The following is a 17,288-nucleotide window of genomic DNA, read 5'->3' on the forward strand; positions in this document are numbered from 1 at the left end:
GGCCCGGCACTCAGATCCGTACGTACAGCGAATGCACCGAGTGCAACGGGACGACGGATCCACGGAATTCAACCGGAAGGAGTTCCACCCGCCATGTCGATCTCATTCACCCGCGCGCCGGGCCGAAGACGCCTGCCGCTGGTGCTGGCGGCGGCCTGTTCCGCCGGCGCCCTGCTCGCCCTGTCGGCCCCGTCGGCCACCGCGGTGGCCCCGGCCACCGCGACCGCCACCTTCGACTGCGGATCCTGGGGCAGCGGCTCCGCGACCCTGACCGCAGCCGACAGCGGCACGGCCAAGACGATCAAGCTCACGTCGTCGGCGATCACGATGCCGGCCGGTTCGAGTGCCGACCCGAACAGCATCACGACGACGCTCAAGGTCTCCAAGACCTCGGGCGGAGTCACCAGTCAGGTCCAGTTCTCGGCCAAGGCCAACCCGGGCATGAGCTACCCCAATCCGATCACCCTGGGGCCCCTGAAGCTCAGCTCCGGCACGCTGGCGACGGGTGACAGCACCAACTCCGTGGTGCTGCCCACTCCCGCGAGCGCCACCAACTGGTCACTGCAGATCGTGACCTCGTCCCCGACGTCCGCCACCGTGCCGTGCGTGGCGACGTCCGTCCAGTCCGCGCCGTTCGTCTGGTAGCGGCCCTCGCATGACACCGGCCCGGGGCGGGGAACCATGGTTCCCGCCCCGGGCCGGTGCGCCGTACACCCCCGTCGGCTCACGTCATCCGGGTGGCCCACTCCTGGACCTTCTTGATCCGCTGCTCGATCTGCCCGGCCGTGGCCTCCGCGCTCGGCGGCCCGCCGCACACCCGGCGCAGCTCGGTGTGGATGACCCCGTGCGGCTTGCCGCTCTGATGCGTGTAGGCGGACACCATCGTGTTCAGCTGCTTGCGCAGCCCCAGCAGCTGCTTGTGCGTGACCACCGGCCGGTCCCCGGCCGGCTTCTCCAGCAGGTCCGCCTCCGAGGCCGGCTTCTGCCGGCTGTGCGCGATCTGCCGGGTCTGCCGCTTCTGGAGCAGCAGCTGCACCTGGTCGGGTTCGAGCAGCCCCGGAATGCCGAGGTAGTCCTGCTCCTCCTCGCTGCCCGGGTGTGCCTGCATGCCGAACTCGGCACCGTCGTACAGCACCCGGTCGAAGACCGCGTCGGACTCCAGCGCCTCGAAGGGCAGCTGCTCCTCGGTCTCCTCGTCCTCCAGCTTTTCGGCGTCGGCGAGGAGCTTGTCCTCCTCGGAGAACGGGTTCTCCTCGTCGCTGCCCTTCTTGGGCTTGTCGAGGACGTGGTCCCGCTCGACCTCCATCTCGTTGGCGAAGTCGAGGAGCATCGGGATCGTGGGGACGAAGACGGAGGCGGTCTCGCCGCGCCTGCGGGAGCGCACGAAGCGGCCGACGGCCTGGGCGAAGAAGAGGGGCGTCGAGATGGTGGTGGCGTACACACCGACGGCCAGGCGCGGCACGTCGACGCCCTCCGACACCATGCGGACCGCCACCATCCAGCGCGATCCGTCCTCGGTGAACGCGTCGATCTTCTTCGACGCGGCCTTCTCGTCGGAGAGGACGACGGTGGGCTTCTCGCCGGTCACCTTCCTGAGGATCTTGGCGTACTCGCGCGCCGACTCCTGGTCGGTGGCGATGACGAGCCCGCCCGCGTCCGGGATGCCCTTGCGGACCTCGGTGAGCCGCGTGTCGGCGGCGCTGAGGACATTGGGGATCCAGTCGCCGGTGGGCGCGAGCGCGGTGCGCCAGGCCTGGCCGATGGCGTCCTTGGTCATCGGCTCGCCGAGCCGGGCGGCGATCTCGTCACCGGCCTTGGTGCGCCAGCGCATGTTGCCGCTGTAGCTGAGGAAGATGACCGGGCGGACGACGCCGTCGGCGAGCGCGTTGCCGTAGCCGTAAGTGTAGTCGGCCGAGGAACGCCGGATGCCGTCGTTGCCCTCCTCGTACGCGACGAAGGGGATCGGATTGGTGTCCGAGCGGAAGGGCGTGCCGGTGAGGGCGAGCCGCCGGGTCGCCGGGTCGAACGCCTCCTGGCACGCCTCGCCCCAGGACTTCGAGTCACCGGCGTGGTGGATCTCGTCGAGGATCACCAGGGTCTTGCGCTGCTCGCACCGGTTGCGGTGCAGCATCGGGCGGACACCGACACCCGCGTACGTGACCGCGACCCCGTGGTACTCCTTGCTCACGGGACCCGCGCTGTACTCGGGGTCGAGCTTGATCCCTATCCGGGCGGCCGCCTCCGCCCACTGCTTCTTCAGGTGCTCGGTGGGCGCGACGACGGTGATCTGCTGCACGACGTGGTGGTGGAGCAGCCATGAGGCGAGGGTCAGCGCGAAGGTGGTCTTCCCCGCGCCTGGGGTCGCGACCGCGAGGAAGTCGCGGGGCTGCTCCTGGATGTACCTCTCGAGGGCGCCCTGCTGCCAGGCTCGCAGCTTCCCGGCCGTGCCCCAGGGAGCGCGGCCGGGAAAGGCGGGTGAGAGGTGGTGGGAGGCGGTAGTAGTCACGGTCTCCGGTTCGGGTCTCTCGGGTACGTGTGGTGCTGTCCGCGTGGCCCGGGACGGGCCCGTACGCGATACGACAACCGGGCCACCCTACCGGGGGCCGGGGCGGAACCCCGTACGAACCAGCCGTGGTTCCGCACCGCTGAGACCCGCTTCACAGGGGAGCGTCCACGGGGCGAACCCGGACAGCCGCTCCGCGGTCCCGGGCGTCCTCCAGCGTTCCCCGACCGCCTGGGACCACGCGGTGCTACGCGTTCGTCCGCACCCTGGTGGCCACCCACGCCCCCACCAGCGCGACTCCCGCCATCGGCAGGAACACCACCGCGAACGCCCCCGGGTGCGAGCCGGACGCGCCCGCCTCCACCGCCTCGTGCACCGCGCCCACCGCTCCCCCGCCGAGCGCCGCGAAGGCCGCGCCGCCCGCCGCCAGCAGCAGGACGTTGGAGAGGCCGTCGGAGATCTGGAGCGCCGCCGAGTTCGCCCCGGCCTCCTCGGGTGCGGACAGCTTCAGCAGCAGGACGCTCGTCGAGGCGATGACCACGCCCATGCCGAAGCAGCCGACGGCCCAGACCACGGCCAGGCTCCAGACGGGCACCGCCTGGATCAGCACGGCCGGTGCGGCCGCTATCGCCGCGGCGACCAGCACCATGCCGCCCAGCATCAGCCGCTCGCGATGCCGCTCCAGACGCGGTCTGGACTGTACGTAGCTGCCCAGCGCCCATGTCCCGCCGCCGGCCGCGAGCGAGAATCCGGCCATCGTCGGGGAGAGCCCGCGCTGGGTGACGAGCATCAGCGGGACGAACGATTCCGCGGCGATGAACGATCCGGCCGCCACCCCGCGCAGCAGCACCACGGAGGGAAGCCCGCGCGCGGCCCGCCCGGTGCCCGCCGGCAGCAGCCCCCGCACGGCGGGAACGAGCAGCGCGACCCCCGCGACGGCGGGCAGCAGGGAGATCCAGTTCCGCTCCTGCCCGGCGTACTGGAGCAGACCGGCACCCAGCGACATGCCCAGCGCGAGCGCGATGCGCCGGCGGTCGTACGGTTCCACCGGCGCCGACGGGTCCGCGGGGCCGGACGCCGTACGCCGGATCGCGGGCAGCGCGAGCGCGAGCGGGAAGACGACCAGCACGGGGATGCCGATGAAGACCCAGCGCCAGCCCAGGTGCTCGGTCACGCTCCCGGAGGCCAGGGGCCCCACGACGGACGGGATCACCCAGCTCGCGGCGAACGCGGCCAGGATCGACGGCCTCAGACGCTCCGGATAGGCCCGGCTGATCACCACGTACAGCGCGACGATCACCAGCCCGCCGCCGAGCCCCTGCACCGCCCGGCCCGCGATGAACATCCACATCGTGCCCGCGGTCCCGGAGAGCAGCAGCCCCGCCCCGAAGGCGCTGATCCCGGCGGCGAGCGGCGCGAGCGGCCCGCGCCGGTCGGCCCACTGGCCGGACAGCACCATGGCGAAGAGGCTGGTGGTGAAGTACGCCGAGAACGCGAACGCGTACAGCGGGATGCCGTGCAGCTCACGGGCGGCGACGGGCATGGCGGTCCCCACCGCGGTCGCCTCGAAGGCGATCAGGAACACGACGGAGACGATGCCGACGCTCAGCGCCCGGTAGGTCCGCCCGAGAACTCCTTCGGGCGGAGCCGCCACTGCTGTTCTCAGGGCGTCGACGGTGTCTTCGGTGCGGGACGAGACATCGGCGTCGCGCGGTTCCAGGGCGGTCATAGCCCCAGAGTAAGGGGCAAAATCCACCGTGGGCCCTGTCGCAGGTCGCCTCCGTTCTCGGCCCTTGGACGTAGGACCGCCCAGCGAAACGTGAACGCCGTATGGCAGTCGCGTTTCACGGCGGCCCGCACCCTTGAACGGCCGGCCGGCCCGGGTCTACGGTCGAGCACAGAACAACGCACGACCGTGTGCCCGAGAGGCTCAGGGGCTCGACTGCAACTCGAGTTACACCGGTTCGAATCCGGTCACGGTCTCCACACACCGCCGCCCGTCCCTCACGCAGAGGGGCGGGCGGCGGTGCGTTCACGGGCCGCCCCGGATCCGCCGGAGAGCGAAGGTCCCGACGGGAACCGGCGGGTCCGGCCGCCCCGGGGGGCGCTTCCGCGCTCCCGGGCCCGGCGGCTGTCGGGGCGGCTCAGGACTTGGCGGTGGCGACTGCCGCCTGGGGCCTGATCGGGAGGCGGTTGACCGGGCGCCCGGTGGCCGAGCGGACCGCCGCGGCCACGGCGGCCGGCGAGGTCACGACCGGGATCGCCGAGGCGGGCTTGGCGCCGAAGGGGGCCACCACGTCACGTTCCTCGATGAGCCTGACGATGCGGATGTCCGGCGCGTCCAGCGCCGTGGGCAGGGCGTAACCCGTCAGGTCGGGGTGGCGGACGAGACCGCGGGCGCTGCGGAGGTTCTCCGTCAGCGCGGCCCCGATGCCCTGCGTGACACCGGCCTCGATCCGGGTCGCCAGCTGGGACGGGTTCAGGACCCGGCCGACGTCCTGGGCGATCGCCATCTCCACGACACGGACCGAGCCGAGCTCGATGTCGACGTCCACCACGGCACGGATCGCGCAGAACGCGAGACCGACGAAGGCGTCGCCCTGACCGGACTCGTCGAGCGGCTCGGTGGGGTGGGGACGGCACTGGGCGGTGGCCCAGAGCTCCTTGCCGTCCATCGCCTCCGCGACCGTCGTGGAGAGCACCCCGTCGTACGAGGTGATCTTGCCGTCGGCGATCTGAAGCAGCTCGGTGGACATACCGAACTTGTGGGCGAGCGGCTGGAGGAGCTGGGTGCGGACCATCTTCGCCGCGCGCTCGACCGCTCCGGCCGAGACCCAGGTGTGGCGGCCGTGTGTCGCCGGACCGGCCGGGGGCTGGTCGGTGTCGACGGCCGCGACATGCACCTCCTCGATGCCCAGCGTCTCCTGCACGACCTGACGGGCCAGCGTGGAGAAGCCCTGCCCCGTCTCGACCGCGGCGCAGATGACGGTGGCGACTCCGTCGTGGACCCGGACCGTGGCGGTGGAGACCTCGTCGGTGCCCTCGGCGCCGAGCATGTGGACCATGCCGAGCGCGTATCCGACTCCGCGCCGCACGGCGCCGGGCTCACCCGCGCCCTCGGGGCCGCCGGGCAGCAGCCAGTCGTCCTCCGGGGCATCCTTCGGCAGCGCGGGAAGCGGGAAGTCGCTTACGGAGCGAAGGAGTTCCGCGACCGGGGCGGGGCAGGTCACCGTCTGCCCGGTGGGCAGGATGTCGCCGGTGGACAGGACGTTGCGCATCCGCAGTTCGGCCGGTTCGATGCAGAGCTTGGCCGCCAGCTTGTCCATCTGGCCCTCGTACGCGGCACAGACCTGCATCGCGCCCTCGCCCCGCACATGGCCGGAGGGCGGGTTGTTCGTACGGACCGCCCAGCCCTCGATGAAGGCGTGCGGCACGACGTACGGACCGCAGGCGAAGGCGACCGCCGCGGCCAGAGACTCCGACGAGGCGTCCGCGTAGGCACCCGCGTCGAGCAGGATCTGGGCCTCGACCTTCACCAGGCGGCCCTCGGCGTCCGCGTGGTGGCGGTAGCGGAGCAGCGTCGGGTGGCGGTGCGCGTGGCCGAGGAAGGACTCCTCGCGGGTGGCGGCCAGTTTGACCGGGCAGCCGGTACGCAGGGCGAGCAGGCCGAGGGGGAGCTGGAAGCCGGGGTCCTCGCGGTCGCCGGTGGCGCCGGGCACTCCGGTGACGACGATCTTCACCCGGTCCGGTTCGAGGCCGAAGCAGGCTGCGGCGAGGTCGCGGTCGGTGTGCGGATCGGTGGACGCGGTGTAGATCTCCACGCCGCCGTCGGGGCGGGGCACGGCGAGTCCGGCCTCGGCGCCGATGGGTGCCGGGTCCTGACGGCCGATGCGGTACAGGCCCTCGACGACGACCTCGCCGACGATCTCGGGGTCGCCGTAGCGCAGCGGGATGTGGCGGATCAGGTTGCCGTCGGGGTGCAGCGGCTCGGCTGTGAAGGCCTTCTCCGGGTCGGTGACCGGATCCAGCACCTCGTACTCGACGGTGATCGCGGCGGCGGCCAGCCGGGCGGTGTCGGGGTGGTCGGCGGCGACCGCGGCGATCGGCTCGCCGTGGTGGCGGACCAGGTCGGAGGCGAAGACGGGACGGTCGACGACGCGGCGCCCGTAGTCGCTCTCGCCTGGGACGTCCTCGTGGGTGACGACCGCGCGGACGCCCGGCATCTCGGCGGCGGCCGAGGTGTCGATGGACAGGATGCGGGCGTGCGGGTGCGGGGAGCGGAGCACGGCCGCCCAGAGCAGTCCCTCGGCCCACAGGTCGGCGGCGTACGGGAAGGTGCCCTCGGTCTTCGCGCGGGTGTCGGCCGGCGGCAGGGAGGCGCCGAGGCCGAACGGCGGCCGCTCGGTGCCGGGGCCGCTGGGGCCGTCCAGTGACGGGATGCTGATCGCCGTGTGGGTCGCGCCCGCAGCGGTGGCCGCGTCGTTGCTCACGCCATGCCTCCGTCCTGCAGATGGGCCTGCACACTACCCGCGCCCGGCGGTGCCTGGTGCGGGATGCGGGCCTCTTCCGGCTCCGCGGATTCCTGCGCGGGTGCCGAGGCCGCCTCGCGGCCCGCGACGACCTCGTTCACGGCGTCGAGCACGCCGCGGTAGCCGGAACAGCGGCAGAGGTTGCCGCAGAGTGCCTGACGGGTCTCCAGCTCGCTGGGGGCGTGGTTGCCCTCCAGCAGGTCGTGGATGGTCATCGCCATGCCGGGGATGCAGAAGCCGCACTGGACGGCGCCGCGGTCCGCGAGGGCCCGCTGGACGTCGGACGGCTCGCCGTCGACGGCCAGCCCCTCGACCGTACGGACCTCGCTGCCCGCCGCCGTGGCCGCGGGGACCAGGCAGGAGGCGACGAGCCGGCCGTCCACCTGGACGTTGCAGGCACCGCACTCGCCCTGCGAGCAGCCGTCCTTGGCGCCGGCGAGGCCGAGGCGTTCGCGCAGCACGTAGAGGAGCGACTCGCCGATCCAGGCGTCGGTGACGGGCCGGTCGGCGCCGTTCACATGGAGGACGTAGGAGGTGGCGGGGTGCTCGCTGGGGAGGTCGAGCGGGACGGCGGGCGGGGTGTCCGCGACCGGGTCGTCGGGTGCGGCGGCGTCCGGGGCCGGCTCGTCCGGCACCACGTCGTCCGGCACCGGCCCGTCCTCGTCCGCGGCGGGCTCCGCCGCGTCCGGGGCCGCCGCCTCGGGCCGCTGCGCGTCCTGCGCGTCCTCGTCCGCCGGGGTCAGGTGCGCCGGTTCCCCGGGCATGCCCGGGACGGCTTCGGCGACCGGGTCCGGTCCGGGCTCGTCGGCGGCTTCGGACGGCGCGTCGGACGCGGGCTCCGGCAGCCGGCCCAGGTCCGTCCCCAGCACCGGGGTGTCCCTGGCGCCGGACTGCGGTTCCTGCGGCTCCCGCGTCGCCCACGGCGCGGGCGCGCCGCCCGGCAGCGTGGCCGGCGGGGTGCGGTTCGCGTACAGCCCGGCGGCCAGCGCGGACGCCGAGAACTCGCCGGACTCCTCCGGGAGCTCGCCGTCGGCCACCGGGATCGTCCACTGCCCGGTGTGGCCGCCCTCCTCGGCGAAGTTCCACTGGCCGGTGGCGGCCGGGTCCCCGGGGTACTGGTCCGGGTACTCCCGGGACGCCTCCGGACCGGGCTGCGGGTATCCGTACCCGGTCTGCTGCTGGTTGGGGTCCGGCCAGTGCACCGCGGCTGGCGCGGGCTCCGCGCCGTGGTCCTGCCGGCCGTGCGGGTCCTGCTGGTCCTGCGCCGGGAGGGCCCAGCTGCCGGTGGCCGCCGGGTCGAGGCCGGCCGCGGGGGTCAGCGGAACGATCATCGGCGGTACGTACCCCTGGCCGGGAGCGGCCAGCGGGATGTTCGCCAGGTCCTCCGGCGGCAGGTGGACGAAGGCGGTCGCCTCCACGTCGTACTCGCCGCTCTGCGCGGTGGGCTCCCAGCCCCCGTGCTGACCGGTGTGGTCCTCGTTGCTCACGACAGTGCCCTCCCCAGCGCGCGTCGGGCCAGCGCGGCGACGGTGCGCCGCAGGTGCAGTACGGCCGGGGGAAGCGGTGGTGCCTCTCCCCCGTCGGCCGGTGGAGCGTGGTCCGGGATGCAAGCCGCGGCGACGTACTCGCCGAAGGCCGCCAGCGCGTCGGGGGCCAGGCCCCGTTCGCCGTCCCAGTCGATCAGTGAGCCGATCCAGCGTTCGGCCTCCAGCGGCCGCAGCGGCATCGGCGCGATGGCGCCGACCGCGCAGCGCACCCCGCGGCGGGCCGGGTCGAGCACGATCGCGACGGAGGCGGTGGCGCGGCCGGGGCCGGTGCGTCCGGTCGCCTTGAGGAAGACCTGCGGGGCGTGCAGCAGGGGCACGCGGACGAAGCCGATCAGCTCGGCGGGCTCCAGCATCTCGCGGCCCGCCAGGAGATGGGAGACCGGGATCTCACGGCGCGCCCCCTCGGGGCCCGCGATGACGAGCTCGGCCTCCAGGGCGGCGAGCACCGGCAGGGCGTCACCGGTCGGCGCGGCGGTGGCGATGTTGCCGCCGAGCGTTCCGGCGTTACGGATCTGGGGCGGGCCGGCGGCGCGCGCGGAGGCGGCGAGCGCGGGGATGAGGGCGGCGAAGTCGGGCCGCCCCATGCGCGCGTGGGTGAGACCGGCGCCCAGCAGGGCGTGGCCGTCCTGGTAGTGCCAGCCGCGGAGCTCGCTGATCCGGCCGAGGCCGACCAGTCCGGAGGGGCGCAGAAGTCCCTTGTTGACGGCTGCCATCAGATCCGTGCCGCCTGCCACGGGGACGGCGGCGGGCATGGCGCCGAGTGCCGCCACGGCCTCGTCCAGCGAGGCAGGCAGCGTGACGGACTGCGCCGCCTGCGGTGCGTGCGTGGTCAACCCAGCTGCCCCTTCCCGGTGTCCCGGCGTCCGGCCTGTTTCGCCGTACGGTACGTGCTCAAGGCCCGGACGTGGCAACTCTGGCACATCTTCGGACCGGCCCGACGCAAGGGTCCGCGAAGGGTGTATCCGTCCCTGACCAGGGGAATGATCCCGTTTCGCACAACTTCGGCGCAGAGTACGAATTGCCGCTCTTCCATGAGCTTGTGCGACATATCCCCTGTGGCGGGCGGCGGCTCCCCCGGGCGGGATCCCACCCGGAATCCCGCCCGGAACGACGCCGCCACCACGGCCCCGGGGGCTGTGGTGGCGGCAACCGGAATCCGTCCGGACTCACACGTTCGGGGGTGTTCCCTCGATCGGGCGGCCGAGGATGCCGGGGCGTCGCTGCCACGGCAACGGACCGCCCGGCGGCCGGTAGTCGACGCCGAGTGCGTCGAGCCGGGCGTAGTGCGTGGCCATGCGGCGCCCGAAGTCCGCGAAGTCCCGGTCCGCGGGGGCGGGCAGGGCCGACCAGGCGACCTCAGCGAAGGCCGCGAGGCGGGGGAAGACCTGGTAGTCGACGCGGGACCGGTTCTGCATGACCTCGGTCCAGACATTGGCCTGGGTGCCGATGACGTGCCGGGCCGCCTCCTCGGAGAGCGCCGGCGGGACGGGCTCGAACCGGTAGACGTCCTCCAGCGTGCGGACGTATCCGATGGGCATCGGCTCGTCGGGGCCGCCGTGCTGACGGTGGTCCAGATACACCTGCTGCTCCGGGCACATCACGACGTCGTGCCCGGCCTCGGCGGCCGCGACGCCGCCCGCGTAACCGCGCCACGAGGAGACGGCCGCGCCCTCGGCCAGTCCGCCCTCCAGGATCTCGTCCCAGCCGATGAGCCGGCGGCCCCGCGCGGTGAGCCAGGTGTCGAAGTGGCGGATGAACCAGGACTGAAGCTCGTCCTCGCCGGCGAGGCCGAGTTCGGCGATCCGGGCCTGGGCGGCGGGCGACTGCTTCCACTGCTCCTTGGGACACTCGTCGCCGCCGACGTGGATGAACGGCGAGGTGTCGGCGGGGAAGAGCTCCAGCAGTTCCTCGAAGACGCCCTCGAAGAAGCGCAGGGTGTGGTCCGAAGGGGCGAGCACATTGGGGTTGACGCCCCAGGTGTCCCAGACCGACAGCGCGGTGGTGTCGATGACGTCGGTGTTGCCCAGCTCCGGATAGGCGCTGATGGCGGCCTGCGAGTGGCCCGGGATGTCGACCTCGGGGACGACCCGGATGTGCCGCTCGGCGGCGTAGGCCACGATCTCGCGGATGTCGTCCTGCGTGTAGTAGCCGCCGTACGGGGTCTCGTCCCAGAGCTCGGACGCCCGGTGGCCGTACTTCGTACGCGAACGCCACGCGCCCACCTCGGTCAGCCGCGGGTAGCGCTTGATCTCGACGCGCCAGCCCTGGTCGTCGGTGAGGTGGAAGTGGAAGACGTTCAGCTTGTGGGCGGCGAGGAGGTCGAGGTAGCGCAGGACGTCGTTCTTCGGCATGAAGTGCCGGGCCACGTCGAGCATCATCCCGCGCCAACCGAAACGGGGGCGGTCCTCGATGTCCGTGAACGCGACGGAGGCCCCGGTGCGGTCACCGACGGGCGCCCGGCGGAAGGCCTCCGGTCCCAGCAGCTGACGCAGCGTCTGGGCACCCCAGAAGACTCCGGCGGGGCTGCCGCCCGTGATCACGACGCTCTCGTCGGGCTGAGTGGTCAGCCGGTACGCCTCGGGCTCCAGGGACGGATCGGTCAGCAGCCTGATGGACCGCGGGGCTCCCTCGGCGCCCGGTGCGAGCGGCAGGCCGAAGGCCGCGCCGAGGGTGGCGCGCAGCCAGCGCTCGGTGTTCCCGGTGCCGGGCGCCCCGGTGATGGTGGTGGCCGCGTCCAGCCGGAACCCGCACCGCCCCTGGTCACCGGCGCGCACCGGGGCCGGGATCAGATCCATGTTCATGACGTCAGTCCTTAACCGCTCCGCCCAGTCCCGAGACCAGGCGTCGCTGTACGAGTACGAAGAAGACCAGCACGGGGACGGTCATCACCGTCGAGGCTGCCATGATCCCGCCCCAGTCGTTCTCATCGGGTTTGAAGAAGACCAGCAGCGCCATCGGGAGCGTGGAGCGCGAGATATCGCTGATGATGAACGACTTCGCGAAGAGGAAGTCGTTCCAGGTGGTGATGAACGAGAAGACGCTGGTGGCCACCAGTCCGGGGAGCACCAGCGGGAAGAGGATCTGCCACAGGAAGCGGGTGCGGCTCGCCCCGTCGATGTACGCCGCCTCCTCCAGCGCCTCGGGCACCGCCCTGACGAAGCCGCGCAGCATCCAGATCGCGAAGGGCAGCGAGAAGGCGAGGTGCGGCAGGATCAGCGAGCCCAGCGTGTTCAGCTGGCCGAAGTCCCGCATCAGGAAGAACAGCGGGATCGTCAGCGCCTCCACCGGCACCATCTGCGCGACCAGGAACATGATCAGCAGCGTGGTGCGGAAGCGGAATCTGAACCGGGTGACCGCCGTGGCCGCCAGGAACGCGACCAGCGCGGACACCAGGACGACCGTTCCGGCGACGATCAGGCTGTTGAGGAAGTAGCGCCCGAAGTCCTGCTGCTGGAAGACCCGGCGGAAGGAGTCCAGGGACGGCGACAGCGTCCACGGCCTGGGATGCGCCGACTGGACCTCACCGGCCGGCTTGAGGGCCGAGAGCACCATCCAGTACAGCGGGAAGGCGACGGCCGCGGCGATCAGCAGGGCCGCGGCGTCGGCGGCGAGCCGGCCCGGCCGGCGGACGCGTGGTCCGGTCCGCTTGCTCACAGCTCCTCCCCCCGTCGCCGCATCAGGCGCAGGTACACGAGCGTGACGGCCAGCAGGATCACCAGCATCACGACGCCGATCGCCGAGCCGAGGCCGTACTGCGAGGACGCGAACGCCTTCTGGTAGGCGTACACGTTGAGCACCAGGTTCTGTCCGGCGATGCCTCCGCCGTTGGTCATGACGTAGATCTGGGTGAAGATCTTGAAGTCCCAGATGACCGACTGGACGGTGACGACGACCAGGATCGGCCGCAGCATCGGCGCCATGACCGACCGCCAGATCCGCCACTGCGAGGCGCCGTCCAGCGCCGCCGCCTCCAGCACCTCGGAGGGGATCGCCCGGATGCCCGCGTAGACCGTCACCATCACGAACGGGAACGAGCACCACAGGACTTCGAGCAGCACCAGCGCGAAGGCGCTGTAGCGCCCGTACGTCCAGGAGTGGTCGCCCAGCCCCAGCACCCGGTTGACCGGGCCGAAGTCGGCGTCGAAGAGGAAGACCCAGACGGTCGAGCCGGTGATCGCGGGGGTCGCCCACGCGCCGAGCGCGGCCGTCATGAGCGCGAGCCTGGGCACGGCCCGCACCCGGGTCAGCAGGACGGCCAGCGCGCAGCCGGTCAGCAGGGTCGCCAGCACGCAGGCCGCGGCGAAGAGCACGGTGGCCAGCAGCACCTGCCGGAACTGGCTGTCGCCGAAGAGCGCCGTGTAGTTGCCGAAGCCCTGGAAGGTGGCCGGCTCACCGCCGCTGACCTGGGCCTGGGTGTACTCCAGGAAGGAGATCAGGCCGAGTTGGTAGATCGGGTAGACCAGCAGCCCGCCCATGAGGACGAGTGCGGGCAGCAGGTACAGCCAGGGGGTCCAGCCTCCCCGTCCGCCCGGTGCGGCCGGGGGGCGGCGCCGGAGCGGACGGAGCGGGGGGCCGTCCGTCCCGGATGCGGAGGGCGTCTTGTACGCCGTACTGTTCGCCGTCATCGTCAGCCCGCTTCGGCGAACGCCGCGTTCATCTTCTTCGCGGCGTCGTCCGAGGCCGCGGCGACGTCCTTGCGGCCGCTGACGATCTCCTGGAACATCGTCGGCAGGATCAGCGAGGAGTCGATCTGCCCCCAGGCCGGCGACGCGGGGACGAACTTGGCGCCCGCGCCGAGCGTTTCGACGAACGGCTCGACGAAGGGCTCCCGCTTCGCGGCATCGGCCCGCACGTCCGTGTACGTCGGCAGGAAGCCCATCGCGTCGAACATCTTCGCCTGGGTGGCCTTGCCGGTCAGTGACTTCATCAGCTCGACGGCCAGGGTGCGGTGCTCGCTGCTCCTGAGCACGCCGATGTTGTTGCCGCCCGCGAACGCCGGGGCGACGGAGCCCTCGGCCACGCCCGGCAGCGGTACGACGGCGTACTTGCCCTTCACCGTCCCGGCCTCGACGGCCGCGTGGCTGAAGTCGCCGCCGATGGCCATGGCGGCCTTGCCCGAGGCGAAGGCGGTGACGGTCGCGTTGCCGCCCATGGCCGCGCACTTGGCGGCCGGGCAGTTGGCGGCGCCGAAGAGCGAGGTGTAGGCCTCGATGCCCTTCCGGGCCTTGGCGCTGTTGATGGCCGAGGTGTACGAGGAACCGCTCCCGTCGGCCAGTTCGCCGCCGTTGGCCCAGATGAACGGCATCGCGCCGTAGGTGTACGCGCCGCCGACGGCGAGGCCGTACAGGCCGGGCTTCTTCCGGTGGATCTTCCGCGCGACCGAGATCAGTTCGGCCTGGGACCTGGGGGGATCGATCCCCAGGTCGGCGAAGACGTCGGTGCGGTAGTAGAGCGCCCGCACTCCGACGAAGAGCGGAGCGCCGTAGATCTTCTCGCCGACGGTCACCGACTGCCTGGCGGCCGGATCGGTGTCCTTGGCCTCGCCCCAGGCGGCGAACTCGGCGCTCACATCGGCCAGTCCGCCGTCCTTCACGTAGCCGGCGGTGTCCGTGTTGCCGTACTCGATGAGGTCGGGGGCGCTCGCGGGGTCGTTGAACGCGGCCTTGACGCGCTGGGCGCGGGTCTCGACGGGTATGTACTCGATCTCGACCTTCGCGCCCTCGTGGGTCTTCCGGAAGCGGGCGACGGCCGCGTCGACCACCTTCTCCTTGGGCTTGTTGCCGACCTCCTGGAACAGCCAGACGCGGAGCGTGCCGGTCTTCTCGTCCGTGTCGGCACCGCCGCCGGAGGTCTGCGGCGCGCAGCCGGTCGCGGTCAGCCCGGCCAGCACGAGCGCCATGGCCGGGACGGCAATTCGGGCAGAAAGCATCATCCGGAACCCCTACCGGTAGGCGTTGCAGCATGTGCAACGCATGTTTCGTTCTGCACAACTTGCAGGAGACTAGGTCCGGACCAGGGCGCCGACAAGTGGTCTCGACCACTCTGTGATCCTCGAAGGCCTCCCGTGCGACGCCGTCGGCCCCGCACGACGAAGAGCCCCCGGGGCACGCGACTGCGTGCCCCGGGGGCTCTTCCGGGCTGTTCCGAGGTGCGGTGAGGCTACTTCTTGTCCTTGCCGCCCTTGCCCTTGTCCTTGTCGCCGCCGGCGCCCATGGACTCGTAGATCTCCTTGCACATGGGGCAGACCGGGTACTTCTTGGGGTCGCGCCCCGGTACCCAGACCTTGCCGCACAGCGCGACCACGGGGGTGCCCTCCAGGGCACTCGCCATGATCTTGTCCTTCTGGACGTAATGGGCGTAGCGCTCGTGGTCGCCGTCGCCGTTCGACACCTGTGGTGTCGGCTCCACGAGGGTTCCGGTGCCTGCCCCGCGCTCGGGCTCAAGAGTGCTCATAACCGCCAAGCGTACTGAAAGACCGGGCATCAGTTCAGCGAAGGGTCGTCCGGATACGTGGCGATCATGGCCAGCTCGCTGCGCTGGCGGCGCAGGACCGCCCGCCAGAGACTCTCCGGGCGGGGCGAGGAGACGTCGCCGGGCTCCGACTCGACGACGTACCAGGCGCCCTCGGAGAGCTCCGACTCCAGCTGACCGGGGCCCCAGCCCGCGTAACCGGCGAAGATCCGCAGCGAGCCGAGGGCCGCGGCCAGCAGCTCCGGAGGCGCCTCCAGGTCCACCAGCCCGATCGCCCCGTAAACCCGGCGCCAGCCCAGAGGGCCCTCGTCGCCGGGGATCACCGCCACACCGAGCGCCGAGTCCAGCGAGACCGGGCCGCCCTGGAAGACGACCTCCGGCTCACCCGTCAGCCGCGCCCAGGACGCGAGGATGTCCACGACGCCGACCGGGGTCGGGCGGTTCAGGACCACACCGAGCGAGCCCTCCTCGTCGTGGTCGAGGAGCAGCACCACCGCACGGTCGAAATTCGGGTCGGCGAGGGCGGGTGCGGCCACGAGCAGTCGCCCTGTGAGCGAGGACACCTCCGTCATGGCAGAAATGATCCCGCATCTTCGGCCTTCGCGGGGACCAAGTGGCCTGCTCACCCCGCAGGGTGCCCGAGCGCAGCTCAGGGCGCACGGGTGCATGAGGAGCGCACGGCCGGGCCGCCCATCCGGACGGTGACCCTCCGCAAGATCGGGAGAGCACAGCGTGGCGCGGCCGGTCGACGGCCTTCGCGCACCCCCCGCTCCCTTAGGGAAGGAGGGTGCCGGGCCATTACCCTTTCGTTTGGCCCCCCTGCCCGACCACTCCGGAACGCGAGATTCATGACCGGCACAGACGATGTCCTGCTTGTCCACGGCGGCACCCCGCTGGAGGGCGAGATCCGCGTCCGAGGCGCCAAGAACCTGGTGCCGAAGGCAATGGTCGCCGCGCTGCTCGGCAGCGGGCCCAGCCGGCTGCGCAACGTGCCGGACATCCGCGACGTGCGGGTGGTGCGCGGGCTGCTCCAGCTGCACGGCGTGACGGTCCGTCCGGGCGACGAACCGGGTGAGCTGATCCTCGACCCCACCCACGTCGAGAGCGCGAACGTCGCCGACATCGACGCCCACGCGGGCTCGTCGCGCATCCCGATCCTCTTCTGCGGCCCGCTGCTGCACCGGCTGGGCCACGCGTTCATCCCGGGTCTCGGCGGCTGCGACATCGGCGGCCGGCCCATCGACTTCCACTTCGACGTGCTGCGCCAGTTCGGCGCGACGATCGAGAAGCGGGCGGACGGCCAGTACCTGGAGGCCCCGCAGCGGCTGCGCGGCACCAAGATCCGGCTGCCGTACCCCTCGGTCGGCTCCACCGAGCAGGTGCTGCTGACCGCGGTGCTCGCCGAGGGTGTCACCGAGCTGTCCAACGCGGCCGTGGAGCCCGAGATCGAGGACCTCATCTGCGTACTGCAGAAGATGGGCGCGATCATCTCCATGGACACCGACCGGACCATCCGGATCACGGGTGTCGACCGGCTCGACGGATACACGCACCGGGCGATCCCGGACCGCCTGGAGGCCGCCTCCTGGGCGTCCGCGGCGCTGGCGACCGAGGGCAACATCTACGTCCGGGGCGCCCAGCAGCGCTCGATGATGACGTTCCTGAACACCTTCCGCCGGGTCGGCGGCGCCTTCGAGATCGACGACGAGGGCATCCGCTTCTGGCACCCGGGCAGCGCGCTGAACGCCATCGCGCTGGAGACGGACGTGCACCCCGGATTCCAGACCGACTGGCAGCAGCCGCTGGTGGTGGCGCTGACGCAGGCCGCGGGCCTGTCGATCGTCCACGAGACGGTGTACGAGTCGCGGCTCGGCTTCACCTCGGCACTGAACCAGATGGGCGCGCACATCCAGCTGTACCGCGAGTGCCTGGGCGGCAGCGACTGCCGCTTCGGCCAGCGCAACTTCCTGCACTCCGCGGTCGTCTCCGGGCCGACGAAGCTGCAGGGCGCGGATCTGGTCATCCCCGACCTGCGCGGCGGCTTCTCGTACCTGATCGCCGCTCTGGCGGCCCAGGGGACGTCCCGGGTGCACGGGATCGACCTGATCAACCGCGGCTACGAGAACTTCATGGACAAGCTGGAGAAGCTCGGCGCCAAGGTCGAGCTGCCGGGCGGTTCGCTGGTCTGACCGGCGCGTCCGTGCATTACCGGGGCCGGTTCCCGGGGGCGAAGGCCTC

The 17,288-nt window shown here is 72.0% G+C and carries 13 protein-coding genes and 1 tRNA gene; 3 read left to right on the forward strand and 11 right to left on the reverse strand.

The genetic code is table 11. The features are described 5' to 3' along the window. The first annotated feature begins 93 nt into the window (after positions 1–93). The gene (locus ACZ4LX_RS15395; RefSeq protein ID WP_467644021.1) at positions 94–645 is read left to right on the forward strand and encodes a hypothetical protein; all 552 of its coding nucleotides are present in this window, start codon (positions 94–96) and stop codon (positions 643–645) included. 79 nt (positions 646–724) lie between these two features. Here the strand turns inward: ACZ4LX_RS15395 and ACZ4LX_RS15400 are convergent, their stop codons facing one another. Then, positions 725–2,506, reverse strand: a complete 1,782-nt coding sequence (locus ACZ4LX_RS15400) for a DEAD/DEAH box helicase (protein WP_467644024.1) — start codon at positions 2,504–2,506, stop codon at positions 725–727. A gap of 244 nt (positions 2,507–2,750) precedes the next feature. After that, positions 2,751–4,232, reverse strand: coding sequence for an MFS transporter (locus ACZ4LX_RS15405; RefSeq protein WP_467644026.1), 1,482 nt, complete (start codon positions 4,230–4,232; stop codon positions 2,751–2,753). 182 nt (positions 4,233–4,414) lie between these two features. Here ACZ4LX_RS15405 and ACZ4LX_RS15410 point away from each other — a divergent pair. Then, positions 4,415–4,489: transfer RNA gene (locus ACZ4LX_RS15410), tRNA-Cys, on the forward strand. Between the two features lie 158 nt (positions 4,490–4,647). On the opposite strand, the gene ACZ4LX_RS15415 is transcribed toward ACZ4LX_RS15410, so the two are convergent. The 9 genes from ACZ4LX_RS15415 to ACZ4LX_RS15455 form a co-directional block, all read right to left on the reverse strand. After that, positions 4,648–6,993, reverse strand: a complete 2,346-nt coding sequence (locus tag ACZ4LX_RS15415; protein WP_467644028.1) for a xanthine dehydrogenase family protein molybdopterin-binding subunit — start codon at positions 6,991–6,993, stop codon at positions 4,648–4,650. Further along, positions 6,990–8,519, reverse strand: coding sequence for a (2Fe-2S)-binding protein (locus ACZ4LX_RS15420; protein ID WP_467644030.1), 1,530 nt, complete (start codon positions 8,517–8,519; stop codon positions 6,990–6,992). The genes ACZ4LX_RS15415 and ACZ4LX_RS15420 overlap by 4 nt, the downstream gene beginning before the upstream one ends. Beyond that, positions 8,516–9,412 (reverse strand): FAD binding domain-containing protein, encoded by an 897-nt coding sequence (locus ACZ4LX_RS15425; protein WP_467644033.1) that lies wholly within the window; start codon positions 9,410–9,412, stop codon positions 8,516–8,518. The genes ACZ4LX_RS15420 and ACZ4LX_RS15425 overlap by 4 nt, the downstream gene beginning before the upstream one ends. A 333-nt stretch (positions 9,413–9,745) precedes the next feature. Further along, positions 9,746–11,380 carry a beta-N-acetylhexosaminidase gene (locus ACZ4LX_RS15430; protein WP_467644034.1) on the reverse strand — a complete coding sequence of 545 codons (1,635 nt, stop codon included), beginning with the start codon at positions 11,378–11,380 and terminating at the stop codon, positions 9,746–9,748. A 4-nt stretch (positions 11,381–11,384) separates the two neighbouring features. Next, positions 11,385–12,233, reverse strand: a complete 849-nt coding sequence (locus ACZ4LX_RS15435) for a carbohydrate ABC transporter permease (RefSeq protein ID WP_467644036.1) — start codon at positions 12,231–12,233, stop codon at positions 11,385–11,387. Beyond that, on the reverse strand, positions 12,230–13,204 hold the full coding sequence (locus tag ACZ4LX_RS15440) for a carbohydrate ABC transporter permease (protein WP_467644038.1): 975 nt from the start codon (positions 13,202–13,204) through the stop codon (positions 12,230–12,232). Before ACZ4LX_RS15440 ends, ACZ4LX_RS15435 begins: the two co-directional genes overlap by 4 nt. Positions 13,205–13,206: 2 nt before the next feature. Next, on the reverse strand, positions 13,207–14,511 hold the full coding sequence (locus tag ACZ4LX_RS15445) for an extracellular solute-binding protein (protein WP_467644040.1): 1,305 nt from the start codon (positions 14,509–14,511) through the stop codon (positions 13,207–13,209). A 227-nt stretch (positions 14,512–14,738) separates the two neighbouring features. Beyond that, positions 14,739–15,032, reverse strand: coding sequence for a DUF3039 domain-containing protein (locus ACZ4LX_RS15450; RefSeq protein WP_072484142.1), 294 nt, complete (start codon positions 15,030–15,032; stop codon positions 14,739–14,741). 29 nt (positions 15,033–15,061) lie between these two features. After that, positions 15,062–15,622 (reverse strand): YqgE/AlgH family protein, encoded by a 561-nt coding sequence (locus tag ACZ4LX_RS15455; protein ID WP_467644044.1) that lies wholly within the window; start codon positions 15,620–15,622, stop codon positions 15,062–15,064. Between the two features lie 276 nt (positions 15,623–15,898). Between ACZ4LX_RS15455 and murA the strand changes: the two genes are divergently transcribed. Next, positions 15,899–17,239, forward strand: coding sequence for a UDP-N-acetylglucosamine 1-carboxyvinyltransferase (gene murA, locus ACZ4LX_RS15460; protein WP_467644046.1), 1,341 nt, complete (start codon positions 15,899–15,901; stop codon positions 17,237–17,239). Positions 17,240–17,288 lie beyond the last annotated feature (49 nt).

The organism is Streptomyces sp. NPDC026062, assembly GCF_055568375.1.

What these genes read in the sequence shown, in the direction of transcription:
- ACZ4LX_RS15395 (WP_467644021.1), top strand. Translation starts at nt 94, where the DNA reads ATGTCGATCTCATTCACCCGCGCGCCGGGCCGAAGACGCCTGCCGCTG.
- ACZ4LX_RS15405 (WP_467644026.1), bottom strand. Translation starts at nt 4,232, where the DNA reads ATGACCGCCCTGGAACCGCGCGACGCCGATGTCTCGTCCCGCACCGAA.
- ACZ4LX_RS15430 (WP_467644034.1), bottom strand. Translation starts at nt 11,380, where the DNA reads ATGAACATGGATCTGATCCCGGCCCCGGTGCGCGCCGGTGACCAGGGG.
- ACZ4LX_RS15440 (WP_467644038.1), bottom strand. Translation starts at nt 13,204, where the DNA reads ATGACGGCGAACAGTACGGCGTACAAGACGCCCTCCGCATCCGGGACG.
- ACZ4LX_RS15445 (WP_467644040.1), bottom strand. Translation starts at nt 14,511, where the DNA reads ATGATGCTTTCTGCCCGAATTGCCGTCCCGGCCATGGCGCTCGTGCTG.
- ACZ4LX_RS15450 (WP_072484142.1), bottom strand. Translation starts at nt 15,032, where the DNA reads ATGAGCACTCTTGAGCCCGAGCGCGGGGCAGGCACCGGAACCCTCGTG.
- ACZ4LX_RS15455 (WP_467644044.1), bottom strand. Translation starts at nt 15,622, where the DNA reads ATGACGGAGGTGTCCTCGCTCACAGGGCGACTGCTCGTGGCCGCACCC.
- murA (WP_467644046.1), top strand. Translation starts at nt 15,899, where the DNA reads ATGACCGGCACAGACGATGTCCTGCTTGTCCACGGCGGCACCCCGCTG.